The organism is Amedibacillus dolichus DSM 3991 (assembly GCF_000154285.1).
In the GTDB taxonomy this organism is placed as follows: Bacteria; Bacillota_I; Bacilli_A; order Erysipelotrichales; family Erysipelotrichaceae; genus Amedibacillus; species Amedibacillus dolichus.
The window spans coordinates 158630-180925 of sequence record NZ_DS483476.1 but is presented as its reverse complement, the minus strand read 5'-3'; the positions used below and the strand labels follow the sequence as shown (position 1 = coordinate 180925).

General features: G+C 38.9%; 17 protein-coding genes and 2 tRNA genes. 3 read left to right on the top strand and 16 right to left on the bottom strand.

The window, feature by feature from the left end:
* Positions 1-33: 33 nt before the first annotated feature.
* From EUBDOL_RS07340 to EUBDOL_RS07280, 13 genes are all read right to left on the bottom strand, one after another.
* Complete coding sequence (locus EUBDOL_RS07340) at positions 34-834, bottom strand: hypothetical protein (protein ID WP_004800169.1); 801 nt, start codon at positions 832-834, stop codon at positions 34-36.
* Entirely contained in the window at positions 828-1523 is a 696-nt protein-coding gene (locus EUBDOL_RS07335) for an ABC transporter ATP-binding protein (protein ID WP_004800167.1), read from the bottom strand. The genes EUBDOL_RS07340 and EUBDOL_RS07335 overlap by 7 nt, the downstream gene beginning before the upstream one ends.
* Complete coding sequence (locus tag EUBDOL_RS07330; protein WP_004800166.1) at positions 1510-1884, bottom strand: GntR family transcriptional regulator; 375 nt, start codon at positions 1882-1884, stop codon at positions 1510-1512. Before EUBDOL_RS07330 ends, EUBDOL_RS07335 begins: the two co-directional genes overlap by 14 nt.
* A gap of 96 nt (positions 1885-1980) precedes the next feature.
* Positions 1981-2817: an undecaprenyl-diphosphate phosphatase gene (locus EUBDOL_RS07325; protein ID WP_004800164.1), complete on the bottom strand. Its 837-nt coding sequence runs from the start codon at positions 2815-2817 to the stop codon at positions 1981-1983.
* Positions 2817-4139 (bottom strand): UDP-N-acetylmuramoyl-L-alanine--D-glutamate ligase, encoded by a 1323-nt coding sequence (gene murD, locus EUBDOL_RS07320; RefSeq protein ID WP_004800161.1) that lies wholly within the window; start codon positions 4137-4139, stop codon positions 2817-2819. The genes EUBDOL_RS07325 and murD overlap by 1 nt, the downstream gene beginning before the upstream one ends.
* A gap of 1 nt (position 4140) precedes the next feature.
* Entirely contained in the window at positions 4141-5103 is a 963-nt protein-coding gene (mraY, locus tag EUBDOL_RS07315; RefSeq protein ID WP_004800159.1) for a phospho-N-acetylmuramoyl-pentapeptide-transferase, read from the bottom strand.
* Positions 5094-6521 carry a UDP-N-acetylmuramoyl-L-alanyl-D-glutamate--2,6-diaminopimelate ligase gene (locus EUBDOL_RS07310; protein ID WP_235713704.1) on the bottom strand — a complete coding sequence of 476 codons (1428 nt, stop codon included), beginning with the start codon at positions 6519-6521 and terminating at the stop codon, positions 5094-5096. The genes mraY and EUBDOL_RS07310 overlap by 10 nt, the downstream gene beginning before the upstream one ends.
* A complete protein-coding gene (locus EUBDOL_RS07305) occupies positions 6499-8418 on the bottom strand; it encodes a penicillin-binding transpeptidase domain-containing protein (RefSeq protein ID WP_004800156.1) in 1920 nt (639 codons plus the stop codon). Before EUBDOL_RS07305 ends, EUBDOL_RS07310 begins: the two co-directional genes overlap by 23 nt.
* 78 nt (positions 8419-8496) lie before the next feature.
* The gene (locus EUBDOL_RS07300; RefSeq protein ID WP_040463513.1) at positions 8497-10671 is read right to left on the bottom strand and encodes a penicillin-binding protein; all 2175 of its coding nucleotides are present in this window, start codon (positions 10669-10671) and stop codon (positions 8497-8499) included.
* Between the two features lie 23 nt (positions 10672-10694).
* The gene (locus EUBDOL_RS07295) at positions 10695-10997 is read right to left on the bottom strand and encodes a cell division protein FtsL (RefSeq protein WP_004800153.1); all 303 of its coding nucleotides are present in this window, start codon (positions 10995-10997) and stop codon (positions 10695-10697) included.
* Between the two features lie 9 nt (positions 10998-11006).
* Entirely contained in the window at positions 11007-11942 is a 936-nt protein-coding gene (gene rsmH, locus EUBDOL_RS07290) for a 16S rRNA (cytosine(1402)-N(4))-methyltransferase RsmH (protein ID WP_004800151.1), read from the bottom strand.
* Positions 11939-12370: a division/cell wall cluster transcriptional repressor MraZ gene (gene mraZ, locus EUBDOL_RS07285; RefSeq protein WP_004800149.1), complete on the bottom strand. Its 432-nt coding sequence runs from the start codon at positions 12368-12370 to the stop codon at positions 11939-11941. Before mraZ ends, rsmH begins: the two co-directional genes overlap by 4 nt.
* 242 nt (positions 12371-12612) lie before the next feature.
* Entirely contained in the window at positions 12613-16944 is a 4332-nt protein-coding gene (locus EUBDOL_RS07280) for a PolC-type DNA polymerase III (protein ID WP_040463510.1), read from the bottom strand.
* A 297-nt stretch (positions 16945-17241) separates the two neighbouring features.
* On the opposite strand from EUBDOL_RS07280, the gene EUBDOL_RS07275 reads away from it, so the two are divergent.
* Both EUBDOL_RS07275 and EUBDOL_RS07270 read left to right on the top strand, forming a co-directional pair.
* A tRNA-Cys gene (locus EUBDOL_RS07275) sits at positions 17242-17315 on the top strand.
* Between the two features lie 9 nt (positions 17316-17324).
* Positions 17325-17412: transfer RNA gene (locus EUBDOL_RS07270), tRNA-Leu, on the top strand.
* Positions 17413-17480: 68 nt separating this feature from the next.
* On the opposite strand, the gene EUBDOL_RS07265 is transcribed toward EUBDOL_RS07270, so the two are convergent.
* Positions 17481-18155, bottom strand: coding sequence for a sporulation protein YunB (locus tag EUBDOL_RS07265; RefSeq protein ID WP_004800141.1), 675 nt, complete (start codon positions 18153-18155; stop codon positions 17481-17483).
* 179 nt (positions 18156-18334) lie between these two features.
* Between EUBDOL_RS07265 and EUBDOL_RS07260 the strand changes: the two genes are divergently transcribed.
* Complete coding sequence (locus EUBDOL_RS07260; protein WP_040463506.1) at positions 18335-18736, top strand: hypothetical protein; 402 nt, start codon at positions 18335-18337, stop codon at positions 18734-18736.
* A gap of 224 nt (positions 18737-18960) precedes the next feature.
* Here the strand turns inward: EUBDOL_RS07260 and EUBDOL_RS11945 are convergent, their stop codons facing one another.
* On the bottom strand, positions 18961-19200 hold the full coding sequence (locus EUBDOL_RS11945) for a transposase family protein (protein ID WP_226812030.1): 240 nt from the start codon (positions 19198-19200) through the stop codon (positions 18961-18963).
* Positions 19201-19595: 395 nt separating this feature from the next.
* Positions 19596-22223 carry a pyruvate, phosphate dikinase gene (gene ppdK, locus EUBDOL_RS07255; protein WP_004800138.1) on the bottom strand — a complete coding sequence of 876 codons (2628 nt, stop codon included), beginning with the start codon at positions 22221-22223 and terminating at the stop codon, positions 19596-19598.
* Positions 22224-22296: the final 73 nt, after the last annotated feature.

Genomic DNA, 22296 nt, shown 5'->3' with positions numbered 1-22296 from the left:
ACTTTACGTAGCTCTTGTTTTTTTAATTATCCTTTATTCTAAATTTAGCTTAGTATTTGCAATATGCACTCCTAAACAATGGAACCCGACAATATAGATAGTAGAAATAACGATTTCACTAATTATTGCACTTAATATAATATGCTGTAAACTATCCATTTCTAACACCATGTTATTTACAAGTTCTGTATAGCCTTGAGTTACCGTCATATTAAACAAAACACCAACCATAGAGCCTAACTGCATACAAATATAAAGTAAAACACCAAAAGCAATTGAATATAAAACCTTATTGCTTTGTCTTGTTTGCCCCAACATCATCGCCGTAAAGAAGAGTGTAACAATTGCCATATAATCCCAAAGCAGCATGATTCCTGTCTCTAGTAACAATATTCCCACCATATGCCCGTTGATACCAAACAACAATTCTATCATACTGATTATGGAATTGCCGTCAATCGTGAAAAAAGCAAGACCAACACTTAGCAAACATACAAGTACCGCAAGTCCAAGTGTGCAAAGAGCTACAAGCTCCTGTGAAAAGAAAATTTGTGAACGTGAAACAGGGAGCGTATTCCTTAGATATGCCTCATCTTTCAGCATGGTATCATAGAAATATTTAACCGAGACAATAAAGGTCCATAAAAATAGCGCGACAAGCAATATGATAAATCCGATTACCATAAAACCAAGAATAAACTGTAAAAATGCTAGCTTTTGTGTTAAAAACTGCATACAACGAAGTGCCAATGCCATGGCAAGGGTAATTAAATAGAGCGGTAATACACGCTTAATTTGAAAGCGAATATCATATTTAAACAATTTTTTTAGCATCGAAATTCCTCCCTGAAAATTTCATCAATCGATTTTCCTTTTTGCTTTCTCATCTCGTCAGCAGAACAGTGTTCTATAATTTCACCATTGGAAATAAAAATAACGTCATCTAAAATACGTTCTATATCACTGATGAGATGTGTAGAAATCAAAATAGAAGCCCCTTGCTCAAAGTTATTCAAAATTGTATCTAAAATATAATCGCGTGCTGCTGGATCTACACCTCCGATTGGTTCATCTAAAACATACAGTTTAGCACGTCTGCTCATAACCATGATCAGCTGTATTTTTTCTTTGGTGCCCTTTGACATCGTTTTTAATCGATCCTTCATATCGATATGAAACCCCTTTAACAAATCACACGCTCTTTCCCTATCAAAATCACTATAAAAGTCTTGGAAAAAATCCAATAATTCACACACCTTCCAACTATCGTTCAAATAGCTTCTCTCTGGCAGATAGGCGATCATCTGTTTGCTTTCAATACCGGGCTTTTTTCCATGGATCAGAATTTCTCCATCACTAGGCACAAGCAAATCATTGATCAATTTTATCAGTGTCGTTTTCCCACTGCCGTTTGTCCCTAAAAGACCAATAATTTTTCCTTCTTCAATTGTCAGACTGACATTTTTCAATGCTTCCTTATTACCAAATTTCTTACTGATATTCTTAATTTCAACTATGCTCATCGTTTTCACCCTTTCCACATTCCTTAAAAAGACGCAAAATATCTTCTTCCTCAAGACCTAATTGGCGTACATAACGGATATATTCCTGCGTTTTAGCTTTCGCTGCCTGTTGCTTTACATTTTCTATAACACTTTCGTTTTCACTGACATAGCGTCCACTTGTGCGTTTTGCGAAAACCAATCCTCGCTGTTCCAACTCAACAAATGCTTTCTGCATTGTATTGGGATTTACTTTGTATTGCATCGCCAATTCACGAACTGTTGGCAGCTTACTTCCCTTCGGATAATATCCTGACATGATTTTCATTTCCATTTGTTCTACAATTTGCAAATAAATCGGTCGTTCATTTTGAAAGTTCATTGTTCCCTCCTTTGTATTATTGTATTATGTATCTAATACAATAATACAATTTTAAAACGATTTGTCAATAAAAAAAGACGAATTCATCGCCTTTCCTTAAATACTTAGTACGCCTGTAAAGAAGCATGCTAATACAATGATTCCCAAGATAATACGATAATAACCGAAAATTTTGAAATCATGCTTTTTGATATAGCTCATCAGGAATCGAATAACCAATAACGAAACAATGAAGGCTACAACCATTCCTACTGCCAAAAGGGTTAATTCCATACCCGAAAATGCCAAACCATATTTTATTAGTTTCAATAAGCTAGCACCAGCCATAACCGGAATGGCTAGAAAAAATGTAAATTCTGCCGCCACTCCACGGCTAACTCCAATCATCAAGCCTCCCAAAATCGTTGCTCCTGAGCGACTAGTCCCTGGAAAAATAGCCGCAATCAGCTGAAAGACACCGATGATCATCGCATCTTTGTAAGAAATGTCCTCTAAGCGAGTTACTCGAGCTGTTTTTTTACGATTATTGTTTTCAATCCATAAAAATGCAATTCCCACCAAAATCAACATAATTGCAACTACAACAGACTTATATAAATGTTCTTCTAAAAACTCATCAAACAGTAAACCTATAACGGCAGCCGGAATACAAGCCACCAAGATTTTAAACCATAGTGTCCAAATATCATACTTTAAGAACGGACGGTTTTTATTGGTAAAATTAAATGGAAAAATCTTATTCCAAAAAAGTAAAACAACAGCCAAAATAGCACCAAGCTGGATAACTACCAAAAAAACATTCCAAAACTTGGGTGAAACGTCCATTGGCATGAATTCTTCAAACAATATCAAGTGCCCAGTGGAGCTTACCGGTAACCATTCGGTTATCCCTTCGATAATACCATATAAAATAGCCTTTAAGATTTCTAACATCAAATGTCCTCCTCATCTAAATATGCCTGTACCATTTCCTTAAACAACTTCCCGCGTACCTCATAATTGGGAAACTGATCATAGCTGGAACAAGCCGGCGACAACAAAATAACATCACCCTCACTCGCCTTTTCTATAGCAGTCGTTAGTGCAGCCTGCATCGTTTCTCTAGTTTCCACATGGCTGAATACGTTGACAAACTGATCTTTCGTTTCTCCAAATGCTATACAAAGCTTAATACGCTTATCATAAGCACTCAATTCTTGAAAAGAAATTCCTTTATCATGACCACCTGCTAATAAAATGATATTCTTATCAAAACAGTGCAATGCCGCTTCAACTGCATGTGTGTTGGTTGCCTTAGAATCATTATAAAATTTAACCCCTCTTTTTTCACCGATATATTCCATGCGATGCTCTACCGGTTGAAATTGAGCAATTACTGTTTGAATATCCTCGCAGCTGACCCCTAAGCGATATGCCATACATGCTGCTATCATTGCATTTGAGAGATTGTAATCTCCTTTCAAAGCTAAACTTTTTTCTTCAAATAGCACAACATCTTCAAAATACACCTTTCCATTTGCCCGATGTAAAGGACAATTCTTGCGTGTCAGCGAAAAGTCAATGACCTTGCACGGAATATTCTTCGCATATTCCATCACTATTGGATCATCTAAATTACGCAAGAACCAAGCATCTTCCTTACAGTTTTCATAAATTCGCATCTTAGAGGCATAATAGCTTTCTACACTTGGCATATAATCCAGATGATCCGGTGCTAAGTTACATACCACAGAAACCGTTGGTGCAAATTGTTCGATTCCCAAGAGTTGAAAATTGCTTAATTCCAAAGCTACATCTTTCACTTCATCTTCATAGCGTAAAGCTAACTCGCTTAAAGGATAGCCGATATTTCCTGCAACAATCGCCTGTCCTTTTTTCTTCAGCATCTCATAAAGCATGGTTGTGATTGTTGTTTTCCCATTTGTTCCGGTTATTGCACCATAACGAAAACCGTTCGCATAGCGATAAGCAATCTCGATCTCCGTATAGATAGCAATCTCATGTTCTACAAAATATCTCACGATCGGTACAGTATACTTAATTCCCGGATTCTTAACTACAAAAGCATAATCCGTATGCAACAGACATTCCGGGTGTCCTTGATCAAATACCGCAATTCCGCCTTTTAACAGTTCTTCTTTTTCTTTTACAGTTCCCATATCCGTTAAAATTACCTGATAACCATGCTTATGTAGCAAGCGTGCCACTGCTAAGCCACTTCTTGCCGCACCAATAACAAGTACCTTTTTTTTCATATTAAATGACTCCTAACCATAATCCGACCACTGCACATAGAAAACCTATGCACCAAAACATCAATACCACCTGTGTTTCCTTCATTCCGCCTTCCTCGAAATGATGGTGTAAAGGTGCCATTCGAAAAATTCTTTTATGTGTTCGCTTATAATAGGTTACCTGAATAACAACAGATAACAGTTCTATTACAAAAACGCCACCTATAACAATCAACAATAATTCTTGCTTTAAAATCATGGCACTAGCTGCTAGTAATCCTCCAAGCGCCAAAGAGCCGGTATCCCCCATAAAGATTTTAGCAGGGTGGATATTAAATCGTAAATACCCCAGCAAAGATCCGCTTACTGCCAAAAGCAGCATCGCTAAATCACTATAATCTTGTAACAAAGCAAAGATAACAAAGGGAGCAATAGCGATAAAAGCCGTTCCGGCACAAAGACCATCTAAGCCATCGGTTAAATTAACCGCATTGCTTTCCGCTGTAAACATAAAGAAAATCAAAACAAAGTATAAAATACCTAATTCCAAACTTATTCCCAATACTGGTATCTGAATGGTTGTTTCTGCTACCGATGTATAAATAAAATAAAAAATAACAGCTAGTACAGACTGCAACAAAAATTTCATTGATGGCTTTAAACCGTCATTGTTCTTTTTTACAACAATCAAAAAATCATCAATAAAGCCGATTAAAGCATATCCCAAATAAGCCAATACGACAATCAGCATTTCCACAGAGAAAAATGCCTGATAATCCAAAAGCAACAAAACCAAAATCGGTATCAATACAAAGACGATTCCTCCCATCGTCGGAGTTCCTGTTTTCACCATGTGGCTTTTCGGTCCTTCCAAACGCATACTTTGTCCAAACTTGATTTTATGTAAAAACGGAATGAAGCGTGGCATGACAAGCAGTGTCAATACCAATGCGATTCCGAATGCTAGCAAATACTTTATTTCCATGTTTCTCCTCCTTGGTCAAGCAGTTTTTTTACCCATGTGGCATCATTGCATGGATATTGCTTTCCGTAAATTGATGTAAATGCTTCACTGCCTTTACCGGTGATTACTATTATATCACTATTTTGTGCGATTTTAACAGCATGTTTTATTGCATAATAACGATGTTCAAAAACACATGCATTCAAAAAGCGTTCCGCATGCATATCTTTTAGTATATCACATACACGTTCAAAGCGGGGATTATCACTCGTATAAATAGCAACATCACTGTATTTTACCGCAATCTCTGCCATGATCGGTCGCTTTTTAACATCACGATTCCCCCCACAGCCAACAATACTTATAACACGTCCTTTGGCAACCTGTTTCGCAAAGCTAAGCACTTCCTTCAGTGCAGCAGCTGTATGCGCATAATCGATCCACACCTGAAACTTGCCTTGATAAACGACCTCTAAGCGTCCTTTGACCGCTCGCAGCTTTTCCACATCTTCCTGTAATTGCTCATATTCTACATCATTAATACGCATGAACGTAAGTGCAGCCGCAACATTATATACATTCATCAGTCCAAGCAAATGCGCACGTATCTTATAGCCTTGAAGCGAAAAGCGAATATCGCTCTCACTTAACACAACATGCTCAATCGGTATATGTGCAGCCCCTAAGCCATAACTGACACAGCGATGCGACTGCATGTGAACAAGGGGAAGCATATATTCATAATCCGCATTATATATAATTACTCCTGATTTTTTCAAATAGTTTGCAAGCTTAAATTTGGTAAAACGGTAATGTGTTTTCGTGATATGATAATCCAAGTGATCTGCTGTGATATTCGTAAAAACAACAGCATCAAAGCGTATTCTAGCAATACGCTCTTGTGCGATTGCATGTGAGCTGACCTCCATCACGATATGCGTGATTTGTTTTTGCCTTGCAATATCGAAATATTTTGCTAACGCGATAAGCCCCGGTGTCGTATTGCTTGTTTCAAAGAATATAGTTTCCCCTTTTACAAAGCCGGTTCCTATCACCATAACTCGTGCTTTTTGCATATATAAGAGTTGAGCAATATAACTAGCAACACTCGTTTTTCCATTCGTTCCGCTAACCGCAATACATTGACATGCTTCATAGCGTCCATATAAGGTATCCAAAAGCAGTATCAACTTCTGTTTAAGCGATGCTGCCTCATATATATTTGCATCAGCAAACGGTTGTTTTTCACAAAGCACCACAGCACCTTTTGTTAAAGCTTCCAAAATATGTTCTTTTTTCATAGCTGTTGCTTTTATAGCCACAAACAGCATATCCTGCTCCACCTCACGTGAATCATCACTAATCCCTCGCACAATTCGTGAATCCTTACAACTAACACCAACCTTTGCTAACAAATCAGTGAACGTTATCGTTTCCAAGATAAATCCAAGCCTCCCCACCTTCATAAGAAAATGATGTACCTGCTGCCGGAAGCTGTTCCATTACCACATCACCATCTCCGACAAAGGTAAATGTAACACCTTCTTGATGAACTTCCTCTTTTCTTTTTCCTACAAAATTTTGTAAGACTATATTTTCCGTTTCCGGCCAAACAAGCTTTTTAGGAATCTGCTTTTCCACCTTTTCAATCCCTAAATATGGTAAAATATCTTCATAACACGCCTTTACGATCGGCGCAATTACCGTCCCTCCATATAGAATATCGTTATTAGGGCTGTCCGCTGCCACATACAAAACAATTTGCGGATCATTCATTGGCGCAGCCGAAAGAAACGAAAGGATATAATTTGAATGAGAATAAACACCATTCTCCGCCTTTTGTGCCGTTCCTGTTTTGCCACCGATTTGATATCCTTCAAGATAGGCCGGCTTTCCTCCACCGTTAGCAACCACGCTTTCTAACGCATATCGCATCTGCTTACTGGTTTCCTCACTAATCACTCTTCTTTGCTTGGTTGGCTTTACCTCCACAATCGGATCGTGAGTAATCGGATCATTAATACTTTTGGTAATGTATGGTTTATACAAAATACCGCCATTGATAATAGCGGAAAATGCAGTAACAAGCTGAATCGGTGTTACACTTATCCCCTGTCCGAAAGCTACCGTTGCCTGCTCAACCGGTCCCATAGCATGTTTCGCAAACATAATACCACTTGATTCTCCCGGCATATCCACTCCGGTTTTCGTTCCAAAACCAAAACGCATAACATACTCATATAGATTTTCCAAACCCATGCGTCTAGAAATTTCCACAAAGCCGGGATTGCTTGAGTTTTCCAAAACCTGCAAAAATGTTTGTAGTCCGTGTCCTCCCGCTTTCCACGACTTAATGCGTGCCCCCTCTACCATTTCATAGCCACGATCCAAATAAGTATCCTTGAACATATCAAACAAATGTAGATTCAGTGCAGAGGCAAAGGTTACCGATTTAAAGGTACTTCCCGGTTCATAGCTCATCCAAATCGGTAAATTGCGATTGTAAATCTCCTTAGGGTACTCTTGATAATTATTCGGATCAAAATCCGGCTTCGATACCATTGCTAAAATCTCTCCGGTTTTCGGATTCATCGCAAGTGCCAAGGCTGCTTTGGGCTTATACCGCTTTACCAAATTATTTAACTCACGTTCAACAATATCCTGAATCTTTGAATCAATTGTTAATACGACGTCCATTCCTCTCCCCGGTGCCTCATAAGATTCGTTATACAATTCCACATTATGTCCCTTGGCATCAAAAGGAATATTTAAAGCTCCGCTCTTTGCACTTAGCACATCATTGTATTGCAGCTCTAAGCCCGCCAAACCTTGATTATCAATGCCGGTAAAGCCTAACACTTGTGCCAAATAATTATGCTTGGGATAGTTTCGCAAAGAATCCTGCACCAAATATACTCCCTCTAAATCCATCGCCTCTAACTGATTCGCCTGCTCATTGCTAATCAATCTCCCTTCCGGCTGAATCTTTTGGGTACTTACATGCTTGGTAATCGTTTCATATAGCTTTTGTTCATCACCCTGCAGCACCTGTGCTAATTTTTCAGCAGTTTCCTTTGGCTTTTTTATCTGCGCCGGTACAACCATAACCGAAGTACTCGGAATGTCATGTGCCAATACGTTATGATTTTTATCAAGGATAGAACCTCTTAACCCTGCTATTGTAAAATCACGTTCCCATAAGTTTAATGCCTTCTGCATAATATCGGTATGATGAAAGATTTGTTCATAACCGAGTTTAGCAATAATACAAGTGAAAATCAGCAATGCACATAAAAAAATCTTGGTAATTCGCACCTTTACGCTCCCTCGTATCATTCGCTCACCTCATTACAGAATATGTTAGCTACATGAAATTCATGATAAAAGCTGGCACCCTTTCGCACCAGCTTTTATTTACTCCATTTTTAAACTTATTTGACTATTGGTATCAATCGCAGTTCCTTTCGCAACATTTTGCGAAACCACACGCCCGCTTCCTTCCATTTGAATAGAAATACCGGTTAACTCCCAAAAGGCAGTAATATCCTTCTTGGTCCAATTCGTCATATCTGGCATCGTAATAGCCGTGCCATCACTTAATAAGAAAATATTTTGATTCGATACAATTGTTTGATTTTCTTGCGGATATTGTTTAACAATACTTGTTCCGTTTCCGATCACAACTGTATTTACTGCCATTTCCGCCAATTTTTTCTGTGCGTAGCTTAATGAATGGTTGGTAAGCGATGGCATAGAATATTGCTTCCAATCACTATACGTTTTTTCATCTCCCGTATTTTCCTGCGAGGTAATATTGGCTGCCACTAAGGTCGTACGCATCAATTCCTTCATCGGTTCTCTTGAATAATTGGAAATATTGCTGCTTTGGAAACAATAATACACCATGACCTTTGGATCATCTGCCGGGGCAGCCAGCATGACCGAGTTGGTATATAGTGAGCCATCGTATCCGTTTTCGGTCGCAATTTCTCCGGTTCCGGTTTTCGCAATCACCTGCACGTCCTCCAATGCATAGCTATACCCGGTACCTCCCTGCTCAACAACCTTTGCCATCAGCTTACGCATATATTCACTTGTTTCCTTTTTAATCGGTGTTGCCACCTGTTTCGTATCATACTGCTTAATTATTTTATTGGAATTAGCATCAACTATACGTTCTACCACGTATGGCCGCACCATCTTTCCATCATTCAAAATTGCAGTATAAGCCTGTGCCATTTGCAAAGCGTTGATTGATATCCCCTGTCCGAATCCGGTAGAAAGCTTATCGGAAGCATATTCCCATGCCATGCTTCCGGCACTGTTTGGCACAAAGGGAATAGCAACCTCGCGTAAAAAGCCAAATTTTTTCACATATTCCCGATATACCTCCGGATTCATATAATTGGTTAATAATTCACAAATCGCAATATTACTTGATACCTTAAATCCTTCATCAAAGGTAATTTTTCCAAAATCCTTCCCTAAAGCATCACGAATCGGCGCCAAACCACTCACCGGAGTAGGTGATCGATAAATTTTCCCGCTTGCATCGACACCATAATAAAATACAGTACTGTTATAATAGCTGTCATAAGGATATACACCGCTGTCAATCGCTGCCGCATAGGTGATACCCTTCATAACAGAACCCGGCTCGTATAGAAAGTTAGCAGGAACATCTGTATAATCCTTAAGATTGTTACGGTTGTTTAAATCAAAGGAAGGATAGGAAGCATAGCCTAAAATTCTACCGGTTTCTACTTCCATTACGATTCCCCAGCCAACCTTGGCATTTTCCTGTGTAACGGTTTTTTCCAAGCTGCTCTGTAAGGTAAGCTGCACATTTCGATCTAAAGTCAGATACACATTGTTTCCGTTTTCTGCATATTTTTTAGTATAGCTTGTTCCCGGAAGCACTAAGCCATTCACGTCCTGCTGATAAAAAATTTCTCCGTCTTTACCTGTCAAATAATCATTTAAAGTCGCTTCCAATCCCATTTGACCTACTAACTGATCGCTTTTTTCATCATATTGTGCATACCCTACCAAATGGGAAGCAAACACTCCATTTGGATAATTGCGTCGTACGCTCTTGGTAAATTCAATTCCCGGAAGCTGCAAGATTTCAATTTTTTCCTTCTTAGCATTATTGATATTTTTGCCGATGATTCCAAGCTCCGTCTGATATTTTCCACTATCCTTTGCCTCCTGCAAGGTATTATAAATACTTTCTTCTTCCGCACCAAGCTCATTCGCCAAAAGACGCGCAGTTTTACGAATATCTTTTACATAAGCATCAACATCTCCGATTCCCTTGCGACTTTCATCTAAATAAGCAACAATCGTATAGGTATCCTCGTCTTGTGCAATTACTTCATTATTGCGATCATAAATCGTCCCTCGATTTGCTTTGATAACCTGTGTATTGGATATATCCGCATCTTTAAATTCCTTAATATTCACACCACTACGAAAATGTTTATGTGTAACCATAGTAAAAAGGACATTGGAAATAATAATTGCCCCAATGACCCCGATAATGATCATCATAAAAAACAACGTACGATTGCTTCTTCGAATATCCATATATCCTCACACCTTTTTATCGTTTACTCGCCTTCACCCACAACTACAACATTTTGATTTGTACTGATTCCTTCTCCTTCAACCATACTAAGTACACGATCACGACTTTGCAAAGTATTTACTTCATTTTGTAAGTTCGCCACCGCTTCCTTTAAAGTTTGCTCCTGCTGTTTGATTTGCTGAGCCTCTTTTTGAAGTACGATATTATAAGAATGCAATCCAAATTTTGCTCCCATAAACGCAAATGCGGAAATTGTAAATAATAATGCCGCAATTCCTTCAATTCTTAATTTTCTTTTTCTCTTTACAAGCTTTGCCTTCGTCATGATCTTCTCTCACCCTACTCTTTCAATTATTCGAAGCTTTGCGGAATGAGAACGATTATTCTCTTCCAATTCTTCTTCACTTGCTATAATCGGTTTACGATTTACCAACCGATAATCTACTGTTTCTATATCCTGCGGTAACATAGGAATACGTTTATCCACCTTTTTCGGTGTACTACGCTCATGAAATGCTTCCTTTACGATGCGATCCTCCAAGGACTGAAAGCTTATTACACACAATCTGCCTCCGACAGCGAGCATATCCATCGCATCTTGTAAAACCGTTTCGATTTCCTTAAGCTCATCATTGACCTCGATACGAATGGCTTGGAAAACCTTTTTCGCCGGGTGCCCTTTTTTATTCAATACTTTTGCCGGCAGAGAAGCTTTGATTACCTCCACCAATTCAAAGGTCGTTGCTATCGGCTTAATTGCTCGTTGCTTTTCGATATTTTTGGCAATCTGCTTAGCAAACTTCTCCTCACCATACTGATAAAAAATACGTACAAGCTCGTGATAATCATAAGAATTAACCACATCATAAGCATTTTTCTGTTGGCTTTGATCCATACGCATATCCAACGGCGCATCGTAACGATAGCTAAAACCACGCTCTCCATCATCAAATTGTGGTGAAGATACCCCTAAATCCAACAGCATACCGTCTATTTGATAAATTCCTCGATTACTCAGTTCTTCTTTTAACATGGAAAACTGATTATGTATCAATGTAAAATTACTTGCAATGGATAACAAACGTTCTTTACTTTCCTTAATTGCTGTTTCGTCCCGGTCAAAGGCATAAAGATGTCCTTTGGGAATACGTTGCAGGATTTGGGCACTGTGTCCACCACGCCCCAAGGTCCCATCAACATAAATACCGTCTGCACGTATCGCCAAACCTTCCAAGCACTCTGACAACAGCACACTGTAATGCTTACTCATAGCATAAACTCCGTCAGGCTTTCGGCAATCGTTTCGAAGGCTTCATTGGACTCTGCGTCCATCGCCTCATATTTATCTTTTGCCCAAATTTCCACATAATTCAAAACTCCCACGACCATACATTCCTTTTCCAGATGAGCAAGGGCAATTAAATTCAAAGGAAGCTTAATTCTTCCCTGTGCATCAATTTCAACATGCGCCGTTTTAGCTCCCATTGCACGTACAAATTTACGAGCATCTGCCTTTGTGCTCGGAAGCTTTGTCAGCTGTTCAAGTAATGTATTCCATTGCTCCTTTGTGTATATGTTCAAGCAGCAGTCCATTCCACGTGTTACGACAACCTCTTCACCCAATTCCTCACGGAATTTTGCCGGGATAATAATACGCCCTTTTGCATCTAGGTTATGAGCATATTCACCCATGAACATTGTCAACACCTCCACTTTCCACCACTTTCCGCTACACTACGCCACTATTATATCAATTTATGATTTCTTTGTATAGTTTTTTTAAAGATTTTTCCGTTCTTCCTTCGACCTTTTTTTACAGAAAATATCCCCTCTCTTTCATTTCTTACAAAAAGCCTTTTCTCTTTCCTATTCTTATACAAATTCTTCGAAAACACTAAAAAAACAGACCCTTCGATCTGTTTTTATCTAATAATTATGAATCAACCAAACAAAGACATTTGATTTTCATCTTGCAGTCCTTCCAATACCCCCATAGACTCCAAGGTCTTTATTAGTGTTCCACTTAAACTGGTACGTCGTTGCAAATCTTCTTTCGATAAGAAAGCCCCATGCTTACGGGCTTCAACGACCGTATCCGCAACGTTTTCCCCCAATCCGTCAATACTTGTAAAAGGCGGAATCAGATAATGATCATTATCCGGATCGACAATAAACTCACTGGAAGCGGAACGATTTAAATCAATATTACGGAAGAAATAACCACGCAGCACCATTTCAAGTGCCAGTTCTAAGGTATTGTAAATATCCTTATCCTTCTTTGAAACATCTCTTTTCGTCTCATTGTTACGTAAGCGCTCATCAATATCGTTCATACGACGGCGAATCGCCTGCTCTCCTTGAATCATCGTTTGAATGTCGTAAGCATCGCAACGAATAGAAAAGAACATACAATAATAATATTGTGGCAAATGAACCTTAAACCATGCAATACGAATTGCCATCATAACATAGGCAGTAGCATGTGCTTTGGGGAACATATATTTGATTTTTTTACATGATTCAATATACCAATCCTCAACCCCATGCTTTTTCATCTCCGGTATCCATTCATCACGAAGTCCTTTTCCCTTACGAACCGATTCCATGATTGTGAAGGCTAGTTTCGGTTCTAAGCCTTTATGCAGCAAATACACCATAATGTCATCACGACAACCGATAACACTCTTTAAGGTACAAATATTTTGATCGATCAAATCCTTGGCATTTCCAAGCCATACATCGGTACCATGCGACAAACCGGAAATTTTCAACAATTCATCAAATGTCGTTGGTTCCGTAAGCTCCAAAATACCGCGTACGAATTTTGTACCAAACTCCGGCAACCCGGCAGCTCCGGTTTTATCACATGCTTTTGAAGTATCGATTTTCAAAGCATCTACTTTACTGAAAATACTCATTGTTTCCGGATCATTCATCGGAATCGTAACCGGATCGACCCCGCTGATACGTTGCAGCATACGCATGGCTGTCGGATCGACATGTCCTAAAATATCAAACTTCAATACATTATCATGAATATCATGAAATTCAAAATGGGTGGTTTTCCAATCGGCGTTCGGATTATTGGCAGGATATTGCACCGGTGTAAAATCATGTACGTCCAAATCCAACGGAATAACAATGATTCCTCCCGGGTGCTGTCCGGTAGTACGTTTCACTCCTTCACACCCTTTCGCAAGGCGCAATACCTGAGCGTTTCGCATACCTCCCTCGATCCCCATTTCCTCTTGATACCCTTTCACATAACCAAAAGCAGTCTGTGTTGCAACCGTACCGATCGTTCCGGCACGATAAACATGATCCTCACCAAATACCTCCTTGGTATACGCATGGGCAGTTGGCTGATAATCGCCCGAGAAGTTTAAGTCGATATCCGGAACCTTGTCTCCCTCAAAGCCAAGAAAGGTTTCAAAAGGAATATCATGTCCGTCTCCACGAATCGTTTCCCCACAATTCGGGCATTGAATATCCGGTAAATCAAAGCCATCAGCTACACTTCCATCAGTGAAAAACTTAACATAATGACATTTTGGACAAACATAATGCGGTGCTAACGGATTTACTTCCGTAATCTCTGCCATAGTCGCAACAAAACTCGATCCTACCGAACCTCGTGAGCCGACCAAATAGCCGTCATTCAAGCTTTTCTTCACGAGTAAGTGAGAAATATAATAAACAACATAAAATCCATGTCCGATGATACTGTCCAATTCACGTTTCAAGCGCTCTTCCACGATATCCGGCAAATTAGGTCCATACTTTTTATGTGCATTTTCATAACAAATATCAATCAGCTTTTGATCACTGCCCTCAATATCCGGTGGATATAGGCGATCCTTTACCGGCTTTACAACCTCAATCATATCCGCAATCGCATTGGTATTGGTTACTACATAGGTATATGCCTCTTTCTCTCCTAACCAAGCAAATTCCTTCAGCATTTCCTTCGTTGTCAATAAATGCTGATCCGGAGATTTAAACTTGCGGCGTTTTTCTTGATTGTATATGTATAAAGGGTGTCGGATTCCGCCAATGGCTTGAGAAGAAATATAAATATCACGAATCATTTTCTCATTCGGGTGAGCATAATGCACATCTCCGCTTGCGATGATCCGTTTCCCGCATTTTTTTGCTGCTTCGACTATCGAACGCAAAATTTCCTTTAAACGATCCATGCTCTCAATGGAATCACGTTCGACCAAATGACGATAATTTCCTAATGGCTGCAACTCGATATAATCATAAAACTGCATGACCTTTAACAGCTCTTCCTCCCCGCGAGTCTGTGCAATATCAAAGACCTCACCATTCAAACAGCTTGAGCCAATTAAAAGATTTCCATTTCTTCGACGCTTTTCGATTTCTTCACGTAAAATACGTGGCTCGGCAACAATATTACCGGTACTTTTATCACTATAAGATAAATATTTCGTATGGGATAGGGTAACAAGCTCAAACAATTCCTTCAAACCGGCAGCATTCTTCACCAAAATAGTAACATGTTTCGCTCTGACCTTCGTAAAGCTGCGGGCATTTTGCATATCCTGCAAAGCAGCGAGATTTTGAATATGCTTTAGATCATTCAGCATATTCATATACGTGTTTGCTAAAACTTCCGCATCGTAATCCGCACGATGGGCTACGTCCTCATCATAACGAATTCCATAGCTACGGGCAATCTGTCCCAAGCGATATCCCTTACGATCCTGCATACTACGTGCCAAATCCAAGGTATCAATGACCGGATTATCAAGTGGCTTTCTGCCGATACGAACAAGTTCACTATTTAAAAAGTTATAGTCAAAATCAGCATTATGCGCAACTAAGATACTATCGCCAATAAAATCCAAAATTTGATCCGCACACTCCGCAAACGATTTGGCATTGCGCACATGTTCTTCACTAATTCCCGTCAATTCGACAATATGCGCAGGAATCGGAACTGGAGGCTTAATAAACAGCTGTAAGCTTTTGATGCAAGTACGATCTTTTACAATCTGTCCACCGAATTCAATGATATGATCAAAACGAGAAGAAAGTCCGGTTGTTTCCAAGTCAAATACACAATAGGTGCCTTCCTCTAATCCGATTTCCTTTACATTACGTACAATTTGTAAATATGGATCGACCATATTCATTTCAATACCATAGATCATTTTAAATGGTGTTTCCCTTTTCTTGTTAATGGCAGCTACTTTATGCTGTGCCTTTGGGAAGGCTTGTACAACCAAATGATCGGTACAGGCAATCGCATTCATGCCCCATTCGTTTGCCGTTTCAATATATTCTTCAATACCGCAAACACCGTCCATTTCCGAAAGCTTGGTATGCACATGAAGCTCTACTCTTTTTTCCTCCGCATCGTCAATTCGTTTTACCTCCGCAACCTTTTCAATTACGTCCGGCATAAATACTAAATCCCGTGTAAAATTATCATACTCCACCTTACCATAGGCAACCACATAATCTCCGGTTTGAATTTCTCGCAAAACCTCTTTGGTAATCGCTCCGCGTTCAAAGCGCTTCATGACAATGGCATCTTGCTCATCGGCAATCCAAAGCATTTGAATATCCTTTTCATTACGCAAGGTACGAATCTCTGTTTCAAAAATCTTTCCCTTGATACGAATGTCATGGCATTCCTCTGTAATATCATGAATAGCAAAAGGCACATACTGATCCAAGCCTTTTTTCTTAGGCTTAAAGCTCATAGCCTTTTTTTCTTCATATACCTTTACCGGCTTTGGTTCTTCTTTCACAGCAACCGTTTGGATACTCATAGTGGGCTTGCGCTCCTCGACAAGAATTTCCAAGCAAAACCCACAGCGTTTTAAAAAGCCCTGTACCTCATGCTTATTTTGAATCGCAAATTCACGCAGATGATCATCACCGATGGAATAAATCAAATACTTGTTTTCTTCTAAACGTGGTAAGAAATCCCGAAAAACCTTAAAAGTAGGGTGTAAAGAAACATAATGATGAACATATTTACTGACATTCAAAATATCACTGGCAGATTGCTTTGCACTTATCGTCATATCTAAACGACATTTTGTCAAGGTTGTTAATCGTGTGCAAAAAATATCCCACACCCCATAAGGCAAAATCGCTTCCAGTGAGAGATCTATTTCCAGTTTATTTTCACGTCCTTTATACACCGGCTTTTGTGTAAATACTCCACCCTCAAAATATTCCTTATCCGGATAATTCTCTTGGATACGTTCTAATAAATCAATCAGCTTTAATTCCATCATATCCCTCATTTCTAGCTCTTATAATGATACCATATTTTCAAATTGATGCAGTATGAAATTCACAGAAAATAATAATCCCTTTTTCTTCTTTATGATATAGCTAAAAAAGACTTCACATACTGCAATCCATTCCCCCTGTTCTTTCTAGCTGTTTATTTAAAAGTACAACAAATATTTCTTTTTTTTGAAGATTGATATGCCAAATTAACAATTTATACAAAAAAATCATAAATTCCTATTGCTTTTTTCCGCCTTTATGTTAGAATATTATAGCACCGTGTTAAAAAAAGAACCGGTTCCGTAGCCAAGTGGTAAGGCAATAGACTGCAACTCTGTGATCACCGGTTCAAATCCGGTCGGAACCTCCAATTTTTTATGGGGTCGTGGCGAAATAGGCAGACGCAACGGACTTAAAATCCGTTGGGAGTTAATCCCGTGTGGGTTCAAGTCCCACCGTCCCCACCATTTGAAATAGAAAGAGCTATGCATTGTATAGCTCTTTTTGTTATTTACTATATCGTTTCCCATTATCTTTATTCGGTTATTGTATAAGGTGTCATCTCTGGCACCTTACCGTTGATGATCTGTACCACCAAAGGCAGCTCACTTGTAACCTGTAAGGGTGTTGTACTCAAATATGTCAAGACCTCCGCATTGACCGAAATTTCCAATACAATTTTCATTAACGTGCTATTAACCCCGTAAGCTTCATTTTCAATCCGTATTTCTCCGTTCACATCATTGATTATTTTCATACGCACCGGTATTGTAGGACCTTTATCATGCAGAAAAAACAAATGACTCAAATATCCCAACGGTATTTCAAAGACAATACCTTCTTTATAAAAAACCGCTTCGGTTGTCGGATCTTCTTTTCCATCTTGTGCCGCTAACAAAGAAGCATCTATTGTATTTAATGCCGTATATAAGATTTGATTCAGTTCATACGAATCATATTCCACATCTACAAACTGCTCCCCTACATGCTTTACTTCTATTAGATCCTCTTGTCGATACTCCATATCCGCTAATACCTCTTTTACAATATTATTGATGGCAAAGCTGACCTTCTGCTTGGCAACTGCTTGTAGCTGCGGCTCCACATAATGATAAACATATTGTGCACCCAAATAAATAGATGCTATCGCTATCAAAAGAATCAACAGCAGGCGAAGCTTTTTCAATCGCTTGATCTTTATTTTTCTCATGTTACAGTATATGTAAAATATTGAAAAGAGATACCCTCTATTCAAACATCTGCAAGAGCTGTCATCACCGGTTTCAATGGAGCGTGCTTTATAAAAACATATTGTTTTCTCAACCTTCAAATGATAAAATGGTACTAGAAATTGATAAAATATATTCGGATATCAGGAGGGTAAGAACCATGCTAAAAGAACAGGATATTCAACAATACCTTTATGCAAAAAATATCTCATATAAGGAGCATACATCTATCATCGGTGTTATCTATCCCAATAAGTTCACCTATGCTCTCGGAGCGATTGCCACTGCCTTTTCTATGCAATATTTTGCATTGCATTTTAATGACAATGGCTTATCCGTTATCGGTTTAAATAATACTACCGGAAAACCAGAGGAAAATGCACTCCTATTTTTGCCCAAGGAAGAAATAAGCAGTGTACAATTTCATAAAAAGCTAATGTCTTATGAATTGGAAATCGTTACTTCCAAAGGAGTTCTGACATTCAAAGTAAACAAAACGATGGTTGGGGCTTCTTGGCATAAACAAAATCTAGCAACACTTTTGGATAACTTATCCATGTAAAGCGATGAAGTACGTTTTTCGTATTCGGATTTATCAATAATAGAGAATATATTTTTCTTCAATCAAGCAGTTTATCTTTAAGATTGACTGCTTTTTGTCTTATAAAATAGCACTGCGTCGAATCTACTTTATTCTGGTTCACAATTACCGGTGTTAATAAATTTAATAGTATTTTGAGTACCTCTGTTCATTATTAACAGTAATTAGAGTATCAATCTTACTGTTTAGTTCAAATCGTCGGTTTTTCTTTGTGAAGCCAATGCAAAAGGTAAATCCTGCATGATTATCTTTCTTTCACAATGTTTATTAGTGCAGTCATATTTATAAGCAATAATATCAAGATATGTGGTTTTATTTCTTATAGGGATTGATTGGATTTTTCTATGATAAGTATTACGGAGTTCAGTAACTTTACTTTCACAAACAGGACACTTATCCTCATGTACAGTTGATTTTAGATAAATAATGATTTCATTAAATTAAAACAGTACAATTTCTTGTGCTGCCATTTCATCATTTACCCAATTTCGAGTAAGATCCCCATTAAGCAATCCTGTCCTCTTATGCAGTTTCTTTTTCTTTAAAATACATGCTCATACGAATTTTTCCTTTTCAAATAACAAAAAATTAGAGCGTCCACAGATCTTAATTAGATAAGCAAACACTCTATGTATTCATAATATTTACTTTTAGATAAGAATAAGCGTACCACTGTTTAATGATACGCTTACCAAATCAAGATTCTTCAAACGCCTAACGATAGTATCTTTCCATTGATTTTTACGAACATAACAACTATTTGTTCTTCTAAAAGCAATAGCTTGTTCATAATTAATTTAAATCAAGGGTTAGAGAATTTCTATCTATTTTTGATAGCAGCCTGTGCTGCCGCTAAACGAGCAATCGGAACACGGAACGGACTGCAAGAAACATACGTCAATCCCATACGATGACAGAATTCAATGGAGCTAGGATCACCACCATGCTCACCGCAAATACCCAGTTTAATATCAGGACGTGTACTGCGTCCTCCCTCAGCTGCCAACTGAATCAATTTACCGACACCCTTCTGATCGATTCTTGCGAAAGGATCCTGTTCAAAGATTTTCTTTTCATAATAATCATTCAAAAAGCCTCCGGCATCATCACGTGAAAAACCAAATGTCATTTGTGTCAAATCATTTGTACCGAAGCTAAAGAATTCCGCTTCCTTAGCAATTTCATCTGCCAATAGGGCAGCTCGTGGGATTTCAATCATCGTACCGACATGATACTTCATATCTACCTTTTCACGTGCCAAGATTTCATCTGCGGTACGCACAACCACATTTTTAACATATTTCAGCTCTGCTTTATCACCAACAAGCGGGATCATAATTTCCGGTTCCATTGTCCAATCCGAATGCTTACGCATGACATTGATTGCAGCTTCCATGACGGCAGTTGTCTGCATTTCCGCAATTTCCGGATAGGAAATAGCCAATCGACAACCACGATGTCCCATCATCGGATTGAATTCATGAAGGCTGGTAATCACAGCACGCAGCTCATTCAAATCAATTTTCATATCCTTTGCCAGCTGTGTAATATCGTAAGAGCTAGTTGGTAAAAACTCATGCAAAGGCGGATCTAAATAACGAATCGTTACCGGACGTCCCTCCATTGCTTCATAAATGCCTTCGAAATCACTTCGCTGCATAGGAAGCAGTTTGGCTAATGCCTTACGACGCTGTCCTTCAGTTTTCGAAACAATCATTTCACGTACTGCTTTAATGCGATCTCCTTCAAAGAACATGTGCTCCGTACGAACCAAACCAATACCTTCCGCTCCGAATTTCACTGCCTGTTGTGCGTCTTTCGGAGTGTCCGCATTGGTACGCACCTTTAATACACGTACCTCATCAGCCCATGTCATGAAGCGTTCAAAATCTCCGCTGATCTCTGCCGGAACGGTCTTAATCTGACGTCCATACACATTTCCCGTTGAACCATCTAAAGAAATATAATCTCCCTTATTATAGCGTTGTCCGCCTACCTCAAAGTATTTTTCTTCTTCGTTGATCTTAATTTCTCCACAACCGGATACACAGCAAGCACCCATTCCTCTGGCAACGACCGCCGCATGACTGGTCATACCGCCACGTACCGTTAAGATGCCCTCGGAAACATGCATTCCTTCAATATCTTCCGGTGAGGTTTCTAAGCGTACCAAAATAACCTTATTTCCAACTGCTGTTTCAGCAATTGCTTCTTCAGCAGAGAAAACAATATGTCCGCAAGCAGCACCTGGAGATGCCGGCAATGCAGAAGCAATTGGCTTAGCACTTTTTAAGTCCTCGTCATCAAAGCGTGGGTGCAGCAAAGAATCTAGTTGCTTAGGCTCTACCATCATCAATGCTTCTTCCTTCGTAATCATGCCTTCATCTACCATATCACATGCAATCTTTAATGCCGAAGCAGCCGTACGTTTACCATTGCGTGTTTGAAGCATAAACAATTTACCTTTTTCAATCGTAAATTCCATATCCTGCATATTTTTGTAATGCTTTTCCAAAATCGAACAAATTTCCACAAATCGTTCATATGCCTCTGGAGCAACCTCTTTTAACTGATCGATCTTTTGTGGTGTACGAATACCGGCAACGACATCTTCTCCCTGTGCATTCATTAAAAATTCACCATACAGCTTATTTTCTCCGGTGCTTGGATTACGCGTAAAGGCAACACCGGTACCGCAATCATTCCCCATATTACCGAAAACCATCATCTGCACATTTACAGCTGTTCCCCAATCGCTTGGAATATCATTCATTTTGCGATAGAAGATTGCACGCTGATTATTCCATGAGCGGAATACTGCCTCAATTGCCCGATAGAGCTGTTCTCTTGGATCTTGTGGAAAATCTTCATGCAAACAATCCTGATAAAATGCCTTAAAACGTTTTACAAGCTCCTTCATATCCTCGGCATCTAAATCCAAGTCCTCTTTAATTTTTTTCTTTTCTTTAATTTCGTCTATGATTTCTTCAAATTTTGCTTTATTTAATCCCATAACAACATCTGCGAACATCTGAATAAAGCGGCGATAAGAATCATAAGCAAAGCGTGGATTATCCGTAAGAGCAGCGACTCCCTCAACCACTTCATCATTCATTCCCAAATTTAAAATAGTATCCATCATACCGGGCATAGATGCACGTGCTCCGGAGCGTACGGAAACAAGTAATGGATTTTTCGGATCTCCGAATTGTTTATTTGATAGTTCCTCCAATTTCATCAAATATTCAAAGATCTGCTTACGAATTTCATCGTTAATTTTTTCTTCGTCCGCATAATATTGGTTACAGACCTCGGTTGTTACCGTAAAGCCATAAGGTACAGGCATTCCAAGCGTCATCATCTCCGCAAGATTTGCTCCTTTTCCACCAAGAAGCTCACGCATGGTCTCATTACCTTCTGAAAAAAGATAAACATATTTCTTAGACATGAAACATTCCTCCTCTTTGCAATCGTTTACATTTCATATTTTATATTATACATGAAAACGCTATACTTTTCTA